The organism is Hwangdonia seohaensis (assembly GCF_031932625.1).
Classification (GTDB): domain Bacteria; phylum Bacteroidota; class Bacteroidia; order Flavobacteriales; family Flavobacteriaceae; genus Hwangdonia; species Hwangdonia seohaensis.
Genome location: NZ_JAVSCK010000001.1, coordinates 1,217,369 through 1,239,823 on the forward strand (window position 1 = coordinate 1,217,369; position 22,455 = coordinate 1,239,823).

18 protein-coding genes and 1 pseudogene are annotated in these 22,455 nt (G+C 36.6%); 4 read left to right on the forward strand and 15 right to left on the reverse strand.

The genetic code is table 11. The annotated features are described in order from the left end of the window. On the forward strand, positions 1-894 hold the full coding sequence (locus RNZ47_RS05250; RefSeq protein WP_311937413.1) for a hypothetical protein: 894 nt from the start codon (positions 1-3) through the stop codon (positions 892-894). Positions 895-1,024: 130 nt separating this feature from the next. Here the strand turns inward: RNZ47_RS05250 and lspA are convergent, their stop codons facing one another. From lspA to RNZ47_RS05275, 5 genes are all read right to left on the reverse strand, one after another. Beyond that, positions 1,025-1,516, reverse strand: a complete 492-nt coding sequence (gene lspA / locus RNZ47_RS05255; protein ID WP_311937415.1) for a signal peptidase II — start codon at positions 1,514-1,516, stop codon at positions 1,025-1,027. Continuing rightward, on the reverse strand, positions 1,517-2,410 hold the full coding sequence (gene fabD, locus RNZ47_RS05260; RefSeq protein WP_311937418.1) for an ACP S-malonyltransferase: 894 nt from the start codon (positions 2,408-2,410) through the stop codon (positions 1,517-1,519). A 213-nt stretch (positions 2,411-2,623) separates the two neighbouring features. After that, positions 2,624-4,180 carry an NAD(P)/FAD-dependent oxidoreductase gene (locus RNZ47_RS05265; protein WP_311937421.1) on the reverse strand — a complete coding sequence of 519 codons (1,557 nt, stop codon included), beginning with the start codon at positions 4,178-4,180 and terminating at the stop codon, positions 2,624-2,626. A 185-nt stretch (positions 4,181-4,365) separates the two neighbouring features. After that, positions 4,366-5,145: a hypothetical protein gene (locus tag RNZ47_RS05270; protein ID WP_311937423.1), complete on the reverse strand. Its 780-nt coding sequence runs from the start codon at positions 5,143-5,145 to the stop codon at positions 4,366-4,368. Positions 5,146-5,259: 114 nt separating this feature from the next. Next, on the reverse strand, positions 5,260-6,174 hold the full coding sequence (locus RNZ47_RS05275) for a dihydrofolate reductase (protein WP_311937425.1): 915 nt from the start codon (positions 6,172-6,174) through the stop codon (positions 5,260-5,262). Between the two features lie 336 nt (positions 6,175-6,510). Between RNZ47_RS05275 and RNZ47_RS05280 the strand changes: the two genes are divergently transcribed. Continuing rightward, complete coding sequence (locus RNZ47_RS05280) at positions 6,511-6,804, forward strand: isoamylase early set domain-containing protein (protein ID WP_311937426.1); 294 nt, start codon at positions 6,511-6,513, stop codon at positions 6,802-6,804. A 70-nt stretch (positions 6,805-6,874) separates the two neighbouring features. Here RNZ47_RS05280 and RNZ47_RS05285 read toward each other — a convergent pair whose 3' ends face one another. From RNZ47_RS05285 to RNZ47_RS05315, 7 genes and pseudogenes are all read right to left on the reverse strand, one after another. Beyond that, entirely contained in the window at positions 6,875-9,646 is a 2,772-nt protein-coding gene (locus RNZ47_RS05285; RefSeq protein ID WP_311937428.1) for a T9SS type A sorting domain-containing protein, read from the reverse strand. A gap of 17 nt (positions 9,647-9,663) precedes the next feature. Beyond that, positions 9,664-10,010: pseudogene (gene thyA / locus RNZ47_RS05290) on the reverse strand (thymidylate synthase); the annotation flags it as partial. A gap of 219 nt (positions 10,011-10,229) precedes the next feature. Continuing rightward, complete coding sequence (locus tag RNZ47_RS05295; protein WP_311937503.1) at positions 10,230-11,054, reverse strand: thymidylate synthase; 825 nt, start codon at positions 11,052-11,054, stop codon at positions 10,230-10,232. A 226-nt stretch (positions 11,055-11,280) separates the two neighbouring features. Beyond that, positions 11,281-12,810, reverse strand: a complete 1,530-nt coding sequence (locus RNZ47_RS05300; protein WP_311937431.1) for a NupC/NupG family nucleoside CNT transporter — start codon at positions 12,808-12,810, stop codon at positions 11,281-11,283. A gap of 14 nt (positions 12,811-12,824) precedes the next feature. Then, complete coding sequence (locus tag RNZ47_RS05305; protein WP_311937434.1) at positions 12,825-13,442, reverse strand: bifunctional nuclease family protein; 618 nt, start codon at positions 13,440-13,442, stop codon at positions 12,825-12,827. 120 nt (positions 13,443-13,562) lie between these two features. Next, positions 13,563-14,522: an electron transfer flavoprotein subunit alpha/FixB family protein gene (locus RNZ47_RS05310; protein WP_311937435.1), complete on the reverse strand. Its 960-nt coding sequence runs from the start codon at positions 14,520-14,522 to the stop codon at positions 13,563-13,565. Between the two features lie 79 nt (positions 14,523-14,601). After that, the gene (locus RNZ47_RS05315) at positions 14,602-15,348 is read right to left on the reverse strand and encodes an electron transfer flavoprotein subunit beta/FixA family protein (protein WP_311937437.1); all 747 of its coding nucleotides are present in this window, start codon (positions 15,346-15,348) and stop codon (positions 14,602-14,604) included. A 215-nt stretch (positions 15,349-15,563) separates the two neighbouring features. Here RNZ47_RS05315 and RNZ47_RS05320 point away from each other — a divergent pair, with 215 nt between their 5' ends. Continuing rightward, a complete protein-coding gene (locus RNZ47_RS05320; protein ID WP_311937439.1) occupies positions 15,564-16,541 on the forward strand; it encodes a pyruvate dehydrogenase complex E1 component subunit beta in 978 nt (325 codons plus the stop codon). Positions 16,542-16,604: 63 nt separating this feature from the next. Continuing rightward, on the forward strand, positions 16,605-19,118 hold the full coding sequence (locus RNZ47_RS05325; RefSeq protein ID WP_311937442.1) for a DUF5686 and carboxypeptidase-like regulatory domain-containing protein: 2,514 nt from the start codon (positions 16,605-16,607) through the stop codon (positions 19,116-19,118). A 276-nt stretch (positions 19,119-19,394) separates the two neighbouring features. Here RNZ47_RS05325 and RNZ47_RS05330 read toward each other — a convergent pair whose 3' ends face one another. The 3 genes from RNZ47_RS05330 to RNZ47_RS05340 all read right to left on the reverse strand — a co-directional run bounded on the left by RNZ47_RS05330 (position 19,395) and on the right by RNZ47_RS05340 (position 22,249). After that, the gene (locus RNZ47_RS05330) at positions 19,395-20,279 is read right to left on the reverse strand and encodes a PhzF family protein (RefSeq protein ID WP_311937444.1); all 885 of its coding nucleotides are present in this window, start codon (positions 20,277-20,279) and stop codon (positions 19,395-19,397) included. Positions 20,280-20,435: 156 nt separating this feature from the next. Next, positions 20,436-21,281, reverse strand: coding sequence for a hypothetical protein (locus RNZ47_RS05335; protein WP_311937448.1), 846 nt, complete (start codon positions 21,279-21,281; stop codon positions 20,436-20,438). A 206-nt stretch (positions 21,282-21,487) separates the two neighbouring features. Continuing rightward, positions 21,488-22,249 (reverse strand): energy transducer TonB, encoded by a 762-nt coding sequence (locus RNZ47_RS05340; protein WP_311937450.1) that lies wholly within the window; start codon positions 22,247-22,249, stop codon positions 21,488-21,490. Between the last annotated feature and the right edge of the window lie 206 nt (positions 22,250-22,455).

Sequence of the window (22,455 nt, forward strand, 5' to 3'; positions counted from 1 at the left end):
ATGAAACATATAAAAATTTTATTACTTGTAATTGTAGCCACTTTTTTTAGTTTTTCTTGTGAAAAAGATGGCGGAGATTCTGCACTTGTTTTAGAAGCAGGAGCAGTAGCTAATTTTACAAAAGATGCGAATGCCGATCAAATATTTGATTTAACAAAGGTGCTTAATGGTACGCCTTTAAACATGAGTTTTAATGCTTCTGTTTCACAAGGGCTGCCCGCATCGGCAGATATTATTGCAACTTACGCGACGTTAGCCGGTCCTGTTTATAACAGCACCTTATTTAGCAATGTCACTTTACCGGGAGATTTCTCATTATCGACCAATGATATTTACGCTGCTTTTACAGAATTAAACAACATTGATGATTTTCAACTTGGAGACGTTTTAACAATTTCTACACGGTTTACTATGCCAGATGGTCGGGTTTTAAGTTTGTTAAATAACGATGGGACTGATAATACAGGAACTACACTAAGCAATTCTAAATTAGTCACTATCAAAATAAGTTATCCTGTGTCTTGTCCTACCATGTTGGAAGGGAATTATATCAGTACCGTTATATCGTCAAACCTTCCTATTGCTGGTAATTTTAGAAGTCCGCAGCCCGTTACAATTACGCAGCCTGCAGCTGGAACTTATAATTTGAGTGACGGAACTGCAGATATCTTTGGACCCGATTTCCCTATCGGTTTAGAATTTACCGACGTTTGTGGCGTAATAACTGTTACAGAGAAGTCTTTAAGTTTTCCTGGGCAAGTTGATTTTGCACAAGGTCCAGGAACTAACTTAGACCCAGACACTGGAATAATTACACTTGATTTAACCTATACGGCAACATCGTGTTGTGGATTGGCAGGAATTCAATTTACATTGGAACTAAAACCAAATTAAGCCGGTAACTAACTCAATAAAGTAATTACTTTTATCAATTTATATTAAAACGAATTGGGATTAATTTAAAAGACTGTCTTTTTAAAGACAGTCTTTTTTTATAAAATTTTGAAGTATTTAAAAAGTGAAATTACGAGGTTTTCTTTTTTCTAAAAGTAACTATCACCAAAATAATCATACCTGTGGTAACCGATAAATCTGCCATATTAAAAATACCGGTTCTAAATACACCACCTAAATCGATATGCCAAAAATCGGTAACAGAACCGTAAACAATTCTGTCGTAAACATTGGCAATACCGCCACCAATAATGCTTGCAAAAGCAAAAAGCGACCAATTATCCAATGCTTTTTCTTTAAAAATATAACGCAATACCAAAGCCAAAACAACAATTGGTAGAATTAGTAACAGAATGATTCTAAGTGTATCATTTAATTCGCTGCCCATGCCTAAAAAGGCACCTTTGTTCTCTACATTGTGCAAAGTGAAATAATCGCCAATAATTTCAGATTGGCTACCGGCAACGACTTGCGCTCTAACCCAAATTTTTGAAATTTGATCAAGAGCAATAGTGATAATGATTACAGAAAATATAAAAATGGAGCGTCGAGATAATTTCATTTAGCTATTACTTTCAAAAGTTGCAGAAGCGGTCTCAGCTTCTCTATTAATTTTCTTTACCAAACCTTGTAAAACTTTACCTGGACCAACTTCAGTAAATAAAGTGGCACCGTCGGTTATCATTTGCTGTACAGATTGTGTCCAACGTACAGGTGCTGTTAATTGGGATATTAAATTTGCTTTAATGTCGTTTTCATTAATAACCGCATGCGCCGTTACGTTTTGATAAATCGGGCAGTTGGGTTTGCTAAAAGTCGTGTTTTCAATAGCCGCCGCCAGTTCTTCGCGAGCCGGTTCCATTAAAGGCGAATGGAAAGCACCACCAACAGGCAATACTAAAGCGCGTCGTGCACCCGCTTCTAATAAAGCTTCACAGGCTTTATTGACAGCTTCAACTTCACCCGAAATTACCAATTGCCCCGGGCAGTTGTAGTTTGCCGCCACAACAATACCTTCGGTTGAAGCACAGATTTTTTCAACAACATCGTCTTCTAAACCTAAAACGGCAGCCATGGTGCTGGGTTGAATTTCACAGGCTTTTTGCATGGCCAAAGCGCGTTGCGACACTAACCTTAGGCCGTCTTCAAAATTTAAAGTTCCGTTGGCAACCAATGCTGAAAATTCCCCTAAAGAATGCCCCGCAACCATATCCGGTTTAAAACTAGCGCCTAAAGTTTTAGCCAAAATTACCGAGTGTAAAAATATGGCGGGTTGGGTTACTTTGGTTTCTTTAAGCGCTTCGGCAGTACCTTCAAATATGGTGTCGGTAATGTTAAAGCCTAAAATATCATTGGCTTGTTCAAATAACTCTTGCGCTAACGGTGAGTTTTCATAAAGGTCTAAACCCATGCCTGAGAATTGTGCACCTTGTCCTGGAAATATATATGCGTTCATATTAGTTAGTTTTTAGTGCTGCAAAAATAGGAATAAATCTTTTAAACAAAAGGAGTTACTTTGCTTTTAGAAAAACATACAAAAATAATTATTTGGGCGTTACCCCAACCCTTCGACTCCGCTCAGGGCAAGAGGGGTCGGGCTTTCACTACTCGCTTCCTCCTGCGTCGGCGAGCTCAAACATGTCGTTCAATCCCTAACGCAGAACCCAAGTTACAATCCAACAACTGCAGCTTCAGCACAACGTTCACCATCCATGGCCGCCGAAACAATACCACCAGCATATCCGCCGCCTTCACCACAGGGAAATAAGCCTTCAATTTCTATGTGCTCTAAATTGTCTTTTCTTGGGATATTAACGGGCGATGAGGTTCGGGATTCCACACCAACAATATTGGCTTCTTCGGTGTAATAGCCTTTCATTTTTTGTCCGAAAGCTTCAAAGCCTTTTCGCAATCTGCTTCCAATTAATTTTGGTAATAAAGAATGCAGAGGTGCCGAGTTAAGCCCGGGCTGATACGATGTGTCATTCAACGTATTCGACAAGCGACCTTCAACAAAATCGGTTAAACGTTGTGCCGGAGCAACCTGACTTCTTCCGCCGGCGGTAAAAGCTAATTTCTCTAAATTCTTTTGATATTCCAATCCTTTCAAAACCCCAAATTGCTCGTATTTCCGTAAATCTTGTTCAGCATTTATTTCAACAACAATACCCGAATTGGCATACAGATTATTTCGTTTTGAAGGCGACATCCCATTAACAACAACCTCGCCATTGGCGGTGGCCGCAGGCACTATAAAACCGCCTGGGCACATACAAAACGAATAGACACCGCGCTCGTTTACTTGCTGCACCAATCCGTATGAAGCCGCAGGAAGCAACTCGTGGCGTTCACCCGAACAATGGTATTGAATACGATCGATAATATGTTGCGGATGCTCGACCCGAACACCCATAGCAAACGATTTTGCTTTTAAGGCAATCTCCTTTTTATGAAGTAAATAATAAATATCGCGAGCGGAATGGCCGGTTGCCATAATAACGCGATTAGCCATCATTTCGTTACCGTTTTGCAATTGTATGGCTTGTATTTTGTTGTTTTTTATAGTAAAATCGACCACACGCGTTTCAAAATGAATTTCGCCACCATAGTTTAAAATGGTTTCCCGAATATTCTGGACCACTTTGGGTAATTTGTTGGTACCAATATGCGGATGCGCATCGACTAAAATTTGGTTGGTTGCGCCATGAAAAACGAGGTTTTCAAAAATGCGACGCACATCGCCACGTTTTAAGCTTCGGGTGTATAATTTACCATCGCTATACGTGCCTGCACCACCTTCGCCAAAACAATAATTGGAATCTTCGTTTACAAAATGATCTTGATTTATGGCTTTTAAATCCCTGCGGCGGTCTTGCACATTTTTTCCGCGCTCTAAAACAATGGGTTTAAAACCGAGTTCTATACAGCGCAAGGCGGCGTACATGCCAGCGGGACCAAACCCAATAATATGAATGGGTTTGGCTTTAGAAACGTCTTTATAATTAAAGGTGTATTCTGAGTTTTTTGGTACAGGCTCTTTAATATAAACCGCAACTTTATAATTGAAAAAGATTTTAGGTTTACGGGCGTCAATCGATTTTCTAAGAATTTTTACACCCGTAATATCACTTTTATCGATATCGAGTTTTAGTGCGGACTTAAATACTAAAATATCGGGTTGTTCTTCTTCTTTAAGTGTAATACGAAGTTGGGTTTCTTTTACCATGTTGCGAAATTACGGAAAATAGAAAAAGGTAATGGGAATAAATTATTGAAGGTTCGTTTACCGTGTTTGTGTATGGTTAGTAACCTGTTTTAAGCACTTAAAAATAAACTGAATAGAAAATCCGCGAGGATTTTCGTAAGCAGGCGAGAACAAGCAATAAATTTATACGGTGTTATGCCCTTTTTTTATTCACATTCAACTTTTATTTTATTTATCGGAATTTCGTGTTCTATTAAATTCATAATTAGCTGTAAAGATTTCAAACACTCAAAATCGTCATCTATAGAAAGCATTAGTCTTAATAGTCCATAATATTCAACATTTTTATAGTCAACCTTAAAAGAATCTAAATGAACTTTTTTCTTTGTAGGTATAATTCTAAAACTCTTATTTATTTTGTCAAATCCAAAAGAAAGACCAGAGTTAAATTCCCAAAGGTCTGTTCTGTTTTTTGAATCCGTAATGTAAAACTCATCCTCTAATATTTTGGTTTTTCCTTCTATTGAACGAATAAAAAGTTCTGCAATATCTATTGATTCTTGAACTTCTTCTTTTGAAGGTAAATTATAGTAGTGTTCTAATTTATTTCTAAGAGTTCTAGCTTTTGCAACAATGTATGCAGGTGCTAAATTTAAAGCTTGTATTAGTTTTAATTTATAAGGTAAATCTATGTTAAATTCCATTAAGGAAACAATTTCTTCACTTTGTTTCGGAATGTCCTGAAAATCAATCCCTAAAACACTAAGTGTTTCGTCAATTTGACAGTCAATTGCTCTTTTAGCGTTTGTAAGTGAATTGATTAGACCTTGACTGTTATTGGAATGAAAATCTAATTTAGAGAATCTGAGAAAATCTTTAGGCGATATTTCAAATTTAGAGTGTTCACTTCCGCTACCACTACCAGGCATAAATACAAGATTTGTTAAGTCTAGTTTTGTTACCTTTAATGATTCTTTTAGGTTCATTGCTCTAATTGGGCATAATGGCTAGCAGATAAGCGTCGTTATTTAATGCCATTTAACGCCTTATATCTGACGGCAAACGAATTTATCTATTTTTTCTGACAAAGTCAAGTTTGATTATCTTCTCTCATACGTTAAAAACGAAAACTCATGCTCGTGGTTTGCATCTTTTGTATGAAAGGTATTGGCGGTTTCTTTCCAAACCGATGTATCAATTTTCGGGAAATACGTATCGGCTTCAAAACTTTCGTGTACACGTGTTAACTCAATTTTATCGGCTAAAGCCATGGCCTGTTTGTAGATTTCGCCACCGCCAATTACAAAAGGTTGGGTATCGTTTTTTACGGCATCAATAGCTGTTTCCAAAGAATTTACTAGAATAACATCGTTGGGAACTTTGTAGTCTTGTTGCCTAGAAATAACCACGTGCGTTCGGTTAGGCAATGGTTTTGGAAAACTCTCAAAGGTTTTGCGGCCCATAATTATATGATGCCCATTGGTTAAGGTTTTAAAGCGTTTTAAATCGTCGCTTAAATGCCAAATGAGTTTATTGCCTTTTCCAATGGCGTCATTTTCCGCGGCAGCGACAATTATGGTCAATTCAGATTTTTTATTTTTAACGCTTAAAGATTCGTTGTAAACCTCACTTTCAGCAATATGAGGAGCTTCTTTTTTTAGTTCGATTTTTATTTTTTCAATTCTATTTTGTTGCAGTGTTACCAATTTTTCCAATTGATTTCGCTCCCAATCTTTTCCCATAAATTTATGGGTAACAAACACGTTAAAAACATGATAGAGCAAAAAGAAAAGCCACAATAAAATGGCAAATAAAAACCATTCTTTGCCAAACAAAGTAAAATCTTTGCCAATGCCCAAAACGGTATTTGCAGCAATTAGAAACACCGCGCCAATTAAAAAGATAACAAAGTGGACGTATAAGCGTTTTTTTTGTTTAATGCGTTTTTGAGCATTTTCAATAAGCTCTAATTGGTCTGCATCAATTTGTGGTTTTGGCTTTTTTTTTCCGAACATATCAACAATATAATTGCTTGTAAAGTTAAAACTTTTTGTAATACCAAATGTAATTTTAAGCGTATTTGGTGAATTGGTATCAAAAAGACAATGGTGCTTTGAAAACTAAAACGATTTAGTTATAAATGCTATAAAATTTAGTCGGAAAAATAGCGAGGTTTCTTTGCCATTTTGGTAATTTTTTAGTTAAAAACTGCTATTTCGTTAATTTATTATTCAGGCGGATTGATAAAATCATAATTATTTGACTTAAAGCGTTTTAAACAATCGTAAATATGGAATTGTTTTATAAATTTGCGGCTTAAAACAGAACCTAAACTAAAAAAAAATAAAATCATGGCTATTACAAAACAGTATTTAAAAAGTAAACCAATATGTAAAGTTACTTTTACGGTACCAGCAGAAGAAGCTAAAAAAGTATCAGTAGTTGGAAGTTTTAACAATTGGGACGAGAAAGCAAATTCGTTAAAAAAATTAAAGAACGGTACATTTAAAGGGACATTAAACTTAGAGAAAGATAATTCGTATGAGTTTAGATATCTTATTGACGGTACTTATGTTAATGATGAGCAAGCGGATGCTTATAAAAGCAACGAATTCGCATCGGAAAATGGTGTATTAACGCTATAGTTAAAACCGAAAAAATTTAAACTAAAAAGCGCTTTCGAATTTTTGAAAGCGCTTTTTTTATGTATTGTATTTATATTTTAATAAACTTTTTAGTTCCAATTTTATCATTAATTTTTACTTTAACAAAGTATATACCCGTTTGTAAACTTGTAACATCTATTTTGTTGCTCGAAAGATGCTCTCCGTGTAAAACCGATTGCCCCGATATATTGGTTATCATATAATTTGAAACCTTTCCATAATTGCCTGTAAACTTTAAATTTATTTCATTCTCTACTGGATTAGGATATAAACTCATATTAGCGCTTATATTATTAACATCCTTTACATTAAGAGGGTTATCTGTAATTACAGTTTCGTACATACCATTTCCATGGGTTCCAACTAACAAATGGTTGTCTGATGGCCGATATGATAGCGAGCTTACCAAGGCAAAACCAATTTCTGTTGGAGCTTCTCTTACCCAATCTGTAGTTGTTGGGTCTGATGTGCTGTATAAACCTCTGGCGGTACCAACAAAATACAGCGTCTGTCCAGCAACCTCGGTAATAGCAGCAGACCTAATAGAATGTGCAGATAAATTGCGCTCAACTAAAGTCCAAGTTGGCGTTGCGTTGGTTGCATTAGTGGTTAAAAAAATACTTTCGGTTCCGTAATTTGAATATGTTGCTAAAACAATATCGTTGTTTGTAGGATGAATGGCTAAACCGGTTACAATAGAAGGAAATCCTATGGTTGCGGTTGGCGGTGTAATATCTATTGCCGTTGAAATGTTTGCAGCATTTTGCGGATCATCCAATCTATAAATATGGCCTTCGTCGCCACCCATTAACAAATAACTTGTTAGGGCATTATATACACCTCTTGTTGTAGAAAATGCTTGAAAATAATCGGCATGACCAAAAGCAGTATTTGTATCGCTCAAACTTGTCCAGGTATCTTGTGTTACATTAGCTCCGTCTGTAGAACGCAACAACGTGCCTTCAGAAGCGTAATAAATGGCATTGGTGTTATCTGGGTCTACATGATAATAGGTGACAAACTGACTGGGATAAAGCACATCTGGCATTGTTGACATACGCGGTGTAATTTCGGTATAGCCACTCGTGTTTTGGCAATATCTGTAAAGGGTGCCGTTTTGAGAGCCACCAAAAAAGGAAATGCCACAACCTGTATAATTTGGAATGGCCACAGAAACACCATCGCCACTAAGTAAAGGAATGTGGCTTGTTGTAGATGAGGCGCCTATGGACGTGCCTCCAACTGTTGTTCCATTGTCTTGCGCGCCTCCAATAACAAAATCAGAGCCAGAATCAGGGTCTATAGATACGTGGTAAAATTGATAGGTTTGATAGTTGTTATTGAGTGACGACCAAGCAACAGTTGCTGCTGTTATATCTGATGTTGCGTGTACGCCGCCATCAGTTCCTGAAAAAAGTATATTGCTGTTAAACGGACTAAATACCAACGCATGAATGTCTGGGTGGTGATTGGCATATTGTGTATATCCTGCAGCCGTTGCATAGCCACCGATTCGTGTAAATGTTGCGTCTACGGCAATATCGGCGATTTTATATGCGTTTGTGCCTCCAATTATAACAAAATCTTCATCATCAGGTTTAATACTTACAACTAAATCGTAACCCCCTTGTACAGCAAAAGGGTCATTCCCGTTAGAACAACCTGTTTCATCAGGTAGTTTGCTAGAGTAATCGGTATATGTTGTTGTCGATTGGTCCCACATCCATAAATCTGCTTCAAGTGCTGGCGTTGTATCGCAATCAGAACTATTGCCGTTTACAAATAAAGTGTACAGCTTATCTTGATTGGATGGTGCTAAAGCTAAAACAACTCTTCCCGTTGGTGTAAAGTCTGATGCATTAATCCTGGACCATGCTCCCGTTGTACTATTACCTGTTGAAGACGTCCAAACGCCTTCAATTGAAGCGTCGAGAGTGCCAGAAAAAGCGGCATAAACCCTACCCGTTGAGGTAATAGTTACATCGGTGGCAAAACTAGTGTTTATTGAACCTCCAGGATTGGTTACTTCTGTTGACCAAATAGTGCCATTAAAACGACTAACCCTTCCATTGATTGCAGCAAATAAATCGCCTGTGATTGGATGAATAGCTAAGTTGTATACCGTATCGAACCTAGAATTAAAAACTTCTTGTGTTGAAGATGTAGATGGCATTTGTGTCCAAGTAAGCCCACCATTAGTAGATTGCCAAATACCTTGACCAAAGTAGAAAGCCCCACTTTTAGAAGCCGAATTGCCTAAACCTTCGCCTGTGCCATAATACCAAGTGTCTTCAAAACCAGACCGTGGGTCTTGCACTATGGTTGTTACGTTATGTATCTCATCATTGGCAGATACTTTTGTCCAACTTGAACCTCCGTCGGTTGTTCTAAAAACTCCGCCACTAACACCACCGGCAATAAGGGTGTTGCCCGTAGCATCAATTCTATCTACTACAATTGCTCTGGTTCTTCCCCCTAAATTACTAGGTCCTCTGTTGGAATAGGCCGTTTCCGGTATTTTTGCAGAATTCATATCTTTTTTTAACAAGGAACGCTTCGAATTCTTTAATTCAAGATTTTTATCCGCTTTCGAAATAACGCCTGTGTTTGGGTTAACTTGCCTGTAATATTCGTATAAATTACGGGCTTCATCATATAAAGCGCGCTCTTCAAGAGTTTTTTTCTTACCCTTTTGGGTTGGGTTAATTGATTTTCTTTCAATTTTTACAAGGGTTGTTTTTTGTGATTGATTACTTTTTGCAATCACCACAACTGCAAGAATCAGTAAAAGAGATAATGCAATTAGTAAAGTTTTTTTCATGACTAAGAATTTTTAAGTTAAATAGCTACAACACCCTTTGTGTACGGGTGTGGATAATAATCTACTAAAGTAAAGTCATTAAAAGTAAAGTCGAAAATAGCTTTATTTCAGGATTTAAAATCATTTTGGGTAGCGGTCTTAAATCACGGGAAAATTGTAATTCCAATTGCTCATAATGATTACTGTAAATGTGTTCATTACCAAAGGTATGAATAAATTCGCCAACTTGGTAACCACAAACTCGAGCCATTATATTGGTAAACAGTGCATTACTTGAAATGTAAAAAGCAGACCCAAAAAAAATGTTGGCACTGCGTTGGTAGAGCTGACAAGATAATTTCCCATTGGCAACATAAAATTGAAAAGCGGGGCTTTAAACTTAAAGAAAAATAATTCGTATGAGTTTAGATATCTTATTGACGGTACTTTTGTTAATGATGATCAAGCGGATGCTTATAAAAGTAATGAATTCGCATCGGAAAATGGTGTGTTAGCGCTATAGTTAAAAAATCGAAAAAAGTTAAACTAAAAAACGCTTTCAATTAATTGAAAGCGCTTTTTTTATTTAAATTAAGTAAAATTGTTATACAGCTACAACACCTTTGATGTGAGGGTGTGGATTGTAATCTACTAAAGTAAAATCATCAAAAGTAAAGTCGAAAATATCTTTAATTTCAGGATTTAAAATCATTTTTGGTAGCGGTCTTAAATCACGGGATAATTGTAATTCCAATTGCTCATAATGGTTACTGTAAATATGTGCATCGCCAAATGTGTGAATAAACTCGCCAACTTGGTAACCACAAACTTGAGCCATCATCATGGTAAACAAGGCATAACTTGCAATATTAAAAGGCACGCCTAAAAAAATATCGGCACTGCGTTGGTAGAGCTGGCAAGATAATTTCCCATCGGCAACATAAAACTGAAAAAAGGCATGACAAGGCGGTAATGCGGCTTTTCCGTTGGCTACATTTTCACTAAAACTTTTTGAAGTATCCGGTAAAACCGAAGGATTCCAAGCTGAAACCAACATTCTACGACTGTTCGGATTGGTTTTTAATGTGTTGATTACCTCTTTAATTTGATCAATTTCATCGCTATTCCAGTTGCGCCATTGGTGGCCGTAAACAGGTCCTAAATCACCATTTTCGTCTGCCCACTCGTTCCAAATTCTAACACCATTTTCAGTTAAATAGTTAGTATTTGTATCGCCTTTTAAAAACCATAAAAGCTCGTAAACAATCGATTTTAAGTGTAGCTTTTTTGTGGTAACCATGGGGAAACCTTCACTTAAATCGAACCGCATTTGATGTCCGAAAACACTTTTTGTGCCTGTGCCTGTTCTATCTCCTTTTTCGTTGCCGTTTTCTAAAACGTGTTTTACTAAATCGTGGTATTGCTTCATAATTATTTCCCACGAAAGTGGGAATCTCATTAAATTAAACTTGGTTTTATAATCGAAAATCTATTAATAGATGGTTCGATTGCCCTCAGCGTGACAAAATTTATCAGCGAATAAAAATAAAAAATATGAGTTGAATCTGATTGATGAAACCCTAAATGATATAAAAAGTTATTAACCAGATTTTATATTTTGAGGATAAGTGTTTTTTTTTGGAAACTATGTGCTACTAGCCAATAATCATTCCTGCAATTGTCGCCGAAATTAAAGAGGCAATGGTACCACCAATCAGTGCTTTCATCCCAAATTTAGATAAGGTTTTCCGTTGCCCCGGAGCCAAGGAGCCTATGCCGCCAATTTGAATGCCAATAGATGCAAAATTAGCAAACCCACAAAGCATGTAAGTGGCCATGATTATTGATTTTTGATAACTCAAGTGCGTGGCATTGGCGACGTTTTTTAAACCCGAAAGTTGTATGTAACCAATAAATTCGCTGGCCGCTATTTTTATGCCAAGAAGTTGCCCCATTAAGGCCATGTCTTCTTTTGCAACGCCAATAAGCCACATTAAAGGAGCGAAAATGTAACCTAAAATAAGTTCGAGCGATAAGCTTTGGTACGACGTGTTGCTAGCAATCCAACCATTTAAAGCGGTAACATCGCCAACCCAACCTAAAATACCGTTGAACATGGCAATAAAAGCAACAAACACCAAAAGCATAGCACCAACATTTACGGCTAGTTTTAGACCTTCGGTCGTGCCGTTTGCAATGGCATCTAAAAAGTTGGAGCCTATTTTTTCTTGAGAAACCTTAACATCGGTATTGACGTTTTCGGTTTGGGGATATAATATTTTTGAAATCACAATAGCACCCGGAGCTGCCATTACCGATGCCGCTAACAAGTGTTTGGCATAAAATAAACGCAATACAGGATCGTCGCCACCAAGAAAGCCAATATAAGCCGCCAATACAGCACCGGCAACGGTTGCCATACCGCCAATCATGACCAGCAGCATTTCGGACTTATTCATTTTTTCCAAATACGCCTTAATTAAAAGAGGGGCTTCGGTTTGACCTAAAAAAATGTTACCGGCTACACTTAGGCTTTCTGCCCCAGAAATCTTTAAAAGTTTAGATAATAACCAACCAAAGGCTTTTACTACTTTTTGAATGATGCCTAAATAAAATAAAACCGATGTTAATGCCGAAAAGAAAATAATGGTTGGTAATACTTGAAATGCGAAAATGAATCCGAAAGTATCCATATCTACAACCAAACCTTCAAATAAAAATTTGCTACCTGCCCTTGTAAACTCCAATACTTCAACAAATAACCCCCCAACAAATTCGAATACACTTTTGATGAACTTAACTTTTAAAACACCTATGGCAATTAAGAGTTGAAATGCTAAACCTATGCCGACAATTTTCCAATCGATGGCTTTTCTATTACTGCTAAAAAGAAAGGCAATAAAAATTAAAGTAACCATCCCCAAAGCACCACGCCATAAGCTATTTATTGAAAACCCCTGACTTTCAATAATGGTGTTTTTTGTTTCATTTAAAGCGGCTCCTTCAGATGTATCTGCAATTTTAGTTTTGGAAAAATTGATGTTTGTTGAATCTATTAATATGGTTTCGGTTTGCGAAACATTTTCAATAGTATCTGTTCGTTTAGTTTTGTCTGTTTCTTGCGCTATTAATGAAGAAGTTGATAAGATTATAATAGCAACTAGGGACAAAAAAAAAGATTTCATAGATATGTGATAAATTAACGTTTGGAAATTTCGTCGCGAATATGTGCGGCAGCTTCGTAATCTTCGTTTGAAACGGCTTCGTCTAGTAATTTGTGAAGTTCTTCAAGGGTTTTTCCTTTATAGTTTTCGCGGGGTGCGTTGGGTTCTAATTCGTTTGCCAATAAATCATCAACCAAAATACTGTCTTGTAGTTCGTCTTCCTCTTCTTTTTTCGGATTCACTTTTAAGTAAATACCGGCTTTGTCGAGGATGTTTTTATAGGTGAAAATAGGAGCGTCAAAACGCAGCGCTAAAGCAATGGCATCACTGGTTCTGGCATCAATTATTTCCTCGATTTTATCGCGTTCGCAGATTAAACTGGAGTAAAAAACGCCATCGACTAATTTATGAATGATGACCTGTTTTACAACAACATCGAACCTGTCGGCGAAATTTTTAAACAAATCATGAGTTAAGGGTCGAGGTGGGCGAATTTCTTTTTCTAAAGCTATGGCAATGGATTGAGCTTCAAAAGCACCAATTACAATAGGAAGTTTGCGTTCGCCATCAACTTCATTTAAAATAAGGGCATAAGCGCCGTTTTGTGTTTGACTATAGGAAATGCCTTTTATGTTTAATCTTACTAAACTCATAAATTTATTAAAAGCGCAAAGAACAGTTTAAATTAGGACTTAACCAACTGCAAAAGCAGAATTACGATATTATGCTAATTTAAACAGTTCTGCGGAACAATACAATTTATAAAAAATAATTTATTGTTGGGCCTTAAAAGCTTTTAATTTTTCGATGAGTTGCGGAACCACTTCAAAAGCATCGCCAACAACACCGTAATCGGCGGCTTTAAAGAAAGGCGCTTCGGCATCGGTATTGATAACCACTTTTACTTTTGAGGCGTTTATGCCCGCCAAATGCTGAATGGCTCCAGAGATACCAATGGCAATATAAAGGTTTGCTGCCACAGGTTTTCCGGTTTGCCCAACGTGTTCGCTATGTGGCCTCCATCCTAAATCCGATACCGGTTTAGAGCAGGCTGTTGCGGCACCTAAAACTTCGGCCAGTTCTTCAATCATGCCCCAGTTTTCAGGACCTTTTAAACCACGACCGCCAGAAACCACAATTTCGGCATCGGCAATGGTTACTTTATCGGTGGCTTTATCTACGGACTGTACCGATACACCAGCCTCTGGAATGGATGGCGAAAAATCTTCCGAGGAAGCGTTACCACCCGATTCTACCAATCCGAAAGCATTATTGGAAACCGCTACCAATTTAACATCGGTGTCAATGGTTGTCATGCTAAAAGCTTTGTTTGTAAAGGCTGTACGCTTAACGGTAAAAGGCGATGTGCTTGATGGTGCTTCAACAACATTGGAAGCAAATCCCGCGTTTAATCCAACGGCTAAAAGTGGCGCTAAATATTTGCTATCGGCACTGGAGCTTACAATAACAACTTTGGCATTTTCCTTTTCCGCGGCTTGTTTTAAAACATCGGCATAGGTTTTGGCATTAAAAGCATCGAGTTGGGAGTCGCTAACGTTTAAAACTTTGTCAACGCCATAATTCCCTAGTTCTGAAGCGTCGTTTGCATTTATGGCCACTGCTGTTACCGTAGTACCCAATTGGTTTGCTACCGCTTTGGCGTAAGAGGCTACCTCAAAAGCTGTTTTTTTAAATTTTCCTTGTTCTGATTCTGTATATACTAAAACTGACATAATTTCTAAAAAATTAAAATTTCAAAAACTAAATTCCAAAATGCTATTCATTTGGAATTTGGAATTTGAGAATTGGGATTTAAATGACCTTAGCTTCGTTGTGAAGTAAGTTTACTAATTCGTCTAAATTATCAGGCGATACCAGTGTTACGGCACCTTTTGGAGTTGGTTTTTCAAATTTAACCGCAGCGGTTTCGGCATTGGCATCAACAGGGTCAACCACGGTTAATGGTTTTTTACGAGCCATCATAATGCCTCGCATATTCGGAATGCGCAAATCGCTTTCTTCAACCAATCCTTTTTGTCCGCCAATAACCAAAGGTAACGTTGTTGAAACCGTTTCTTTTCCGCCGTCAATTTCACGAATCGCCGTAGCGTTAGTGCCATCAACTTCAAGATTAATACAGTTGTTTACAAAATTTGCGTTGGTTAAACCAGCTAACATGCCAGGAACCATGCCACCATTATAATCAATGGATTCACGACCGGCAATTACCAAATCGTAACCGCCATCTTGCACGACTTTAGCTAATTGTTTCGCTACCTGAAAGCCATCTAAAGCCGCAGTATTTACACGTATAGCGCTGTCTGCACCAATAGCTAAAGCTTTGCGCAATGTAGGTTCGGTTTCTGCACCGCCAACGTTTACAACATCTACACTGGCGCCTTGTTTTTCTTTAAACCACATGGCACGGGTTAAGCCAAATTCATCATTTGGGTTGATAACAAATTGCACGCCATTGGTGTCGAATTTAGAATTATCATCCGTAAAATTAATTTTTGATGTAGTGTCCGGAACGTGACTTATACACACTAAAATTTTCATATTTTTGTAATTAAATTAAGACTAGTTACTTGTAAAGTCTAAAACTACAACGTTATCGTTACTGCTGTAATTTTAGAACTTCTAAATTTTGGCAACGAAGTTAATTATTTTATTTTGAATATTTACTATGCGTGCATAATAAATTTTAGATAATTCTTTTAAACAAAGTAATCTATTTATTGTTATTTTTGCAATTCGATTTAAAAACACATTTAATGAAGACAATTCAATTTAGAGAAGCCATTTGTGAAGCCATGAGCGAAGAAATGCGCAGAGACGAAAGCGTTTATTTAATGGGTGAAGAAGTAGCGGAATATAACGGCGCTTATAAAGCTTCAAAAGGCATGTTGGACGAATTTGGGGCAAAACGTGTTATTGATACACCAATTGCTGAACTTGGTTTTGCTGGAATAGCCATTGGCTCTACCATGACAGGAAACCGACCCATAGTGGAGTACATGACGTTTAATTTCTCGTTAGTTGGGATTGATCAAATTATAAATAATGCGGCAAAAATCAGACAAATGTCTGGTGGACAATTTAAATGCCCCATCGTGTTTCGTGGTCCCACAGCTTCGGCGGGCCAATTAGGTGCAACGCACTCGCAAGCTTTTGAAAGTTGGTTTGCCAATACACCCGGTTTAAAAGTGATTGTACCTTCAAATCCTTATGATGCCAAAGGCTTGTTAAAAGCTGCCATTCGCGATGACGACCCCGTTATTTTTATGGAAAGCGAGCAAATGTATGGCGATAAAGGTGAGGTGCCAGAAGGCGAATATGTTTTGCCAATAGGCGTTGCCGATATTAAACGCGAAGGTACCGATGTTACCATTGTGTCCTTTGGAAAGATTATTAAAGAAGCTTACAAAGCCGCCGATGAATTGGAAAAGGAAGGCATTTCTTGTGAAATTATCGATTTAAGAACCGTGCGTCCTATGGACAGAAAAGCGATTGTGGAGTCGGTTAAAAAAACCAATAGACTGGTAATTTTAGAAGAAGCATGGCCTTTTGGAAACGTAGCCACCGAAATTACATACTTAGTGCAATCTGAAGCATTTGACTATTTAGATGCCCCAATTGTAAAAATTAATACAGCCGATACACCGGCACCGTATTCACCGGTTTTACTGGAAGAATGGCTGCCAGATTACACAGAGGTGATTAAAGCCGTTAAAAAAGTACTGTACAAATAAATTAATTTTTTTTACGTTATATAAACTTCATTAGCACGATTGTTGATGAAGTTTTTTTATACTATGAACATAAAACTACTTTTTATATTTCTTTTCCTAGGATTTTTTACAGCAGTTGCCCAAACCAAAGTTAGCGGTCATGTGTTTGACGAGTTTAACGAGCCGGTATCGTTTGCCAATGTTATTTTTAAAGGATCTTCCGAAGGTACCATTACCGACGAAAACGGGAGGTTCTATTTGGAATCTGCTGAAACTTGGGACACATTATCCGTTTCTTTTATTGGTTACGAAACATTGTTAATTCAGTTAGACAAAAAAGTAAACTACAATTTAAAATTCACATTAAAGGAAGAAACAGCGCAATTGGATGCTGTGGTAATTATATCCGGAAAGCAATCAAAAAAGAATAATCCGGCTATCGATTTGCTACGTAAAATTTGGGAACACAAACGCAAAAATGGCCTAAATCTTTACAAACAATACGAATACGATAAATACGAAAAAGTAGAATTCGATATCAATACCATCGATAGTGCCCTTATTAAAAGCAAACTTTTTAGAGGTATGGAATTTGTGTTTAACGAAGTTGATACCTCGCGCGTAACGGGAAAAACCTACTTGCCCATGTTTATCAACGAAGCCGTTTCCAGGGTTTATGGCGATAATGTAATCAATAAAGAAAAAGAGGTTTTAAAAGGAAACAAAAACTCGGGATTTAGCGATAATCAAGTCGTTATTGATTTTGTTGACGATTTGTATTCCGATTACAACGTTTACGATAATTACCTTAAATTTTTCGATAAAAGCTTTGTGAGTCCGCTTTCAAAAACGGGCATCAACACTTATAATTATGTGTTGTCCGACAGTGCCTTTATCGACAATAAATGGTGCTACAATATTATTTATTACCCGCGCCGAAAAAACGAACTTACTTTTAAAGGCGATTTTTGGGTCGCAGATTCTACCTATGCCATAAAGGAAATCAATTTACAAGCTTCAAAAAGTGCCAATATAAACTGGGTAAAAGAGATTTATATCGAACAGGAGTTTGAAGTGTTGAACGATTCGCTTTTCCTTGTAAAACGCGATTATATGATGTCTGATTTTGCGTTGAGCAAAAAAGAAGATTCGCGAGGTGTGTACGGCAAACGAACCACGTTATTCAATAATTATGAATTCGATAAACCCTTAGATAAAAAGTTTTACGACAGGGAAGTTTACAATTACGATAAAGATGTTTACGACAGAGATGAAACGTTTTGGGCAGAAAACCGATTGGAAGATTTAAATAAAGACGAACAAGGGGTTTACAAAATGCTGGACACCTTAAAAACCGTAAAAAAGTTTAAACGGCTTTATAATTTAGGAAGCATTTTATCGTCGGGTTATATCGAGTTTAACACCTTGCCGTTAGATTACGGCCCCATTTTTTCAACCTTTGGGTTTAACGAAGTTGAAGGGATGCGATTGCGAACCGGTGGACGGACCTATTTTGGCAGAAACGATTTATGGCGACTGGAAGGTTTTTTGGCCTACGGTTTTAGTGATGATAAATTTAAATACGGTATTTCAGGAAAATGGCTGTTGGATAAAAAAAGCCGATTTATTATCTCTGGCGGAAACCGGCGCGATGTCGAGCAAATAGGGGCAAGCCTAACCACAAGTACCGATGTTTTGGGGCGTAGTTTAGCATCGTCATCGGTTGTAGGAACCGGATCAAACGACAAATTAACGGCCATAAACTTAACCAGTTTAGCGGTGCAACTTGAGCCTTGGCGTAATGTTATTTTTAGACTTGGTGCCAACTACCGCACTTTGGAATCGGCCTCGCCAACCTTTAGTTTAGATTATGTCGATGCCAATTCTTCAACAGGTTTCTCATCCGAAATAAACCAATTTGAAACCTCGCTTTCGCTTTCCTATTTCCCGAAACGGAAAATGACGGGTTTTGGCGTAGAGCGTCGAACTGCCAACGACGATTTTGCACGCATCTTTGCGCAAGTAAGCCGTGGCGATAAAACGGTTTTTAATAGCGATTTCAATTATACCAAACTGCAGCTATCGTACATACAACCTTGGCAACTTGGTGGTTTTGGTAGGTTGTACACCACTATCGAAGCCGGTAAAACCTTTGGCGAAGTACCCTTGGGATTGTTAAGCGTTATCCCCGGAAACCAATCATATTTTTCTATTTACAATACCTTTTCGCAGTTAGATTATTACGAGTTTGTATCCGATACTTACGCATCTTTTCATTTCGAACATAATTTTAATGGTCGCTTCTTTTCAAGAATCCCGTTTTTACGCAAATTAAACCTTCGTGAAATTGTGAGTATTCGAGGCGTTTGGGGCGACATTTCACAAGCGAATATCAACTTAAACACCACCAACAATCCCAACAGCATTCCGCTTGTGGCGCCAAACAATAAGCCCTATTACGAGTACGGTTTAGGCGTTGGGAATATTTTTAAAATATTCAGAATCGACTTTAATTTTAGAGGCAATTATAAAGATAACGAGCTATACCCAGATGCACGTAAGTTTGGTGTAACCGGAACCTTTGGGTTTCATTTTTAGGCAGGTTATTAGGGCGTTCCCCTCGTAAAAACTCAGGTCGCGCTTTCACTACTCAATCTTTTTGCTCGTGCCTCACAAAAAGGATTTCAAACAAACCGTTCAATCGCTAACGCACCTATTTGCTAGTGTATGTTTAAATGTGACGTTGATTTTGTTTTTGAGAGGTTTGTTTAACGGTTTGTGTATGGTTAGTTGCGTGTTTTAGCACTTAACTTTACAAGTACACACCAAACTGAAAATCCGCGAGGATTTTCAGAAGTAGGCGAGAACAAGCAATTACTTATAGCCATTGTTGGCGTTAGTTATTTTTCCGTTCGCTATTTCAACTACATCTCCCTCAACAAATACCTTTTCAAAGGTATCGTTATTCCCTTTAACAATTATTCTTAGCTCACTTTTTCGGTTTAGAAATTCTCCTTGCCATATTCTGATTTCTTCATTGAATTCTGCAAGTTTATTTTTCACAAGATATGCTCCAACAGGTCCCGCTGAACTTCCAGTAGCAATGTCCTCAACAAGTCCAGCGTTGTCCCAAGTCCTACCTCTCCTTTTTTCAATATCAAGCACATAAAAGAATTTGGCTCCAATTTTTGATAACTTTTTTTCTAAATCAGAGACAGTAACCTTGACTTTGCTAAGCGAATTTGATTTCACGGGAATAATTAAATATGGTAAGCCAGTACTAACTATTTCCAGTTTAAGTCCTTTGTATTTGTCTTCATCCGCTAAGTTTAGAGCCGAAAGAAATTCTGATTCTCGAATGCTCTCTAAAGCACCTATAAATTCGGGTTTGCCTTGATTCATTGAAGCTGAATAGAAACCATTTTTCTTGTGTGTTGTTACTTCAACAGTTTTTTCATTCAATGTTATAGAGATTTCATTTGTCAACTTTTCACTTGAATGGGTTTTATGTATTTGGGATGCAAGTCCGAGTATTGGATGTCCTGCAAAATCCAGTTCCTCTTCCATCGTAAAAATATAGGCTCTGTAAGTGTTTAAACCGATTTTTTGGTAAAAAATGCTTTCAAATTGCCTCATTTCTTGGGTGAGAACTTGCATTAATTTTTTATCAAGTAGCTCTGCGTTCGGAAAGATGGTTAATCCATTTCCAGAAAATGGTTGTTTAGTAAAAACATCAACTAAAAAATACTCTAATGTCATCGATTTCTTTAATTAACGCCAACGTTTATGTATAAGAATAGTTGCGGATTTGTGTGCGAGGATTTTCCGCAGGTAAATCAGATGTAGCAAATACGCAACTACCTTTGTTTTAGCACTAAACCGCAATTATTTTTATACGGTGTTGTAAAACGTTTTTTAGAAAGGTAGATTGTCATCTATGTCATCAGATGGTTTAATATTTTTAGATACTCTTATACTGTTCACATATTTTTTCCAAAAAGATAAACCTTTATTTGTAAACTTATAATAGAATTTATCTTCAGTTTGAACTTCCTCTACAATATTTTTTAATAGATATTTTTCCTTTATTATTTCATTTATTCCGTGTGGAAAATCTCCTCCGTTTCTAATTTTTACACCAACTTCTTTGAAATAATCATAAAGGTCAGATTCTTTAAATTCAATATATTGATTTTCATAAATAGAATCTTGATTATTTTTTTTGATATTATCGCTATCTGAAATCAGTTTTTTCAAATCTTGATTTTCACTATGTACATTTTGTAATTCTGTTGATAATTCTTTCAAGTGTTCCTCTCTTTCATCTATTTGATTTCGTAATTGTTCAATTTGTTTATTAAAGTCTGCTTTATCTCTATAACTTGCCTTTAAGTCCTCTAACTTACTATCTTCAATAGCGATTTTTTGCTTTCCTTCGTAGTCAAATATTTTCTGTTTTATTAAATTTCTTTTTCTTCCAATTGTTGATTTTCTAATTAACTCATCAACTGCCCACATAAAATATGGAAGAATTATCACATATATTAGTGCAATTAAAAAAGGAATTAGGAAATATGTAGAGAAATTAGAATAACAACTTTCGATATAATCAATTTTGTTCTCTATGCTTTGATTTGAAAAAAGTAAAACAGTTATTGGTTTCCAATTAATCGCTGTCCAAGAAATTAAAAATGTTCCGATAAGTGGATTTTTAATTCTTTCCCTGGAAGTTTCAAAAAATGATTTTAGAATCTCTTTCATTGGTTTGGTTAAATGTTTTACAACAATTATATATAATTAATATTAACTATATACAAATTATGTGTGTCATAGTTTTAATGCTGCAAACGAATTTAGATATTTTTTCTGACAAAATCAAAAGAGGCGTAATCAAAAAAAACTTTTATTTTTAACCCTTTTTGGCTTGACTTTAACTATCTTCCCGTTTAATTGGTTTTTAAGTGAATTCACCGATTTTTCTGTCGGCTAACACCCAAATAACTAAAATCTAACACAATAACGTCCAATTTGTCTTTAAACCTTTTTATGGGCTCGTAATTCGAATCTCTGGTTAGGGAAATGTTATAGATGACATACATTTTGGAAATAACAGGTTTATTTTTTATACTGGCGGGAATCCATTTGGTTTCAATTTTTTTTATTGATTTTTTCACAGCCTTTTCTATATCAATATTGTTTGTACTTTCAATAATGATATTCTGAACCTCGCCTTTTTCGTTTATTTCAAAAGAAGCTATTGTAAACCCAGATTTTTCTTTTTGGAAAAGACTGATTGGAGGCTCGAAAGTTTCCATTAGTTTGGCTTTAACTTCGCCTTTAAAACCTGGGTATAATGCAGGATTATCGACCTTGGCTAGTTTAAATCCATTATCCATTTTAACATGGACGGAGTCAGTGTTCACTAACTCGCCTTTTTCTAACTCAGCAATATTTTGGTCATAATCATAAATAAAATACAGTCTGTTTTTTTTATCATAAAACTTCCAGATGCCAATTCTTTCATCGGCTTTAAAAAGCCCTTTGGTTAAAGTATCTTTATTGGATTTACGTAATTTAAAATATAGCCCTTGTTTCTGTTTTGTTTTTTTATCAAAAGAAAATATTTCTTTATAATAAGTACTCGATTTCTTTTTGATTTTTAAATTCTGTCCAATAACATTTGTGCATCCCAGCATTAAAATTATTAAAATTATTGTCTTTGTTTTCATAATAATCGCTAACGGTTTTGTGTATGATTAGTGGCGTGTTTAAGCACCTAATTTAGCAAATATAAACCGAATAGAAAATCCGCGAGGATTTTCGTAAGTAGGCGAGAACTAGCCATTAATTATACACGGCTTAAGTTTGCAATTCATTAAATTAGAGTATTAATCAGAAAGAACAAAAGCGCGTAGTAAGGTTACTATACACGGTG